At 68.3% G+C, this 458-nt stretch carries 1 protein-coding gene; it reads right to left on the reverse strand.

The features are described 5' to 3' along the window. Window positions 1–458: electron transfer flavoprotein subunit beta/FixA family protein (locus O4G76_RS19965; RefSeq protein ID WP_269398899.1), on the reverse strand; the 458-nt coding region annotated here is incomplete at both ends.

The raw sequence follows: 458 nt of genomic DNA on the forward strand, positions 1-458 counted from the left end.
GGCAGCTTCACCGAGATCGTCTGCAACCCGCCATCGACCTCGCGCGTCACCTGCGCCTCTTCGCCCTCGATCTTCACATCGGAGGCGAAGGTGGCCTGGGCCCAGCCCAAAAGCGCCGACAGCATCTGGCCGGTGGCGTTCATGTCGTTGTCGATCGCCTGCTTGCCGCAGAGCACCAGCTGGGGGCTCTCCTCTTCGACCAGCTTGGCGAGGATCTTCGCCACCGCCAGCGGCTCGATGTCCTGGTCGGGGGCCTCGGCCGCGACCACCAGGATCGCCCGGTCCGCGCCCATCGCCAGCGCCGTCCTGAGCGTCTCCTGCGCCTGCTTCACGCCGATCGACACCGCCACCACCTCGGTGGCCACGCCCGCCTCCTTCAGCCGGATCGCCTCCTCGACCGCGATCTCGTCGAACGGGTTCATCGACATCTTCACGTTCGCCAGGTCGACCCCCGTGCC

The organism is Limimaricola sp. G21655-S1, from assembly GCF_027213785.1.
GTDB lineage: Bacteria > Pseudomonadota > Alphaproteobacteria > Rhodobacterales > Rhodobacteraceae > Limimaricola.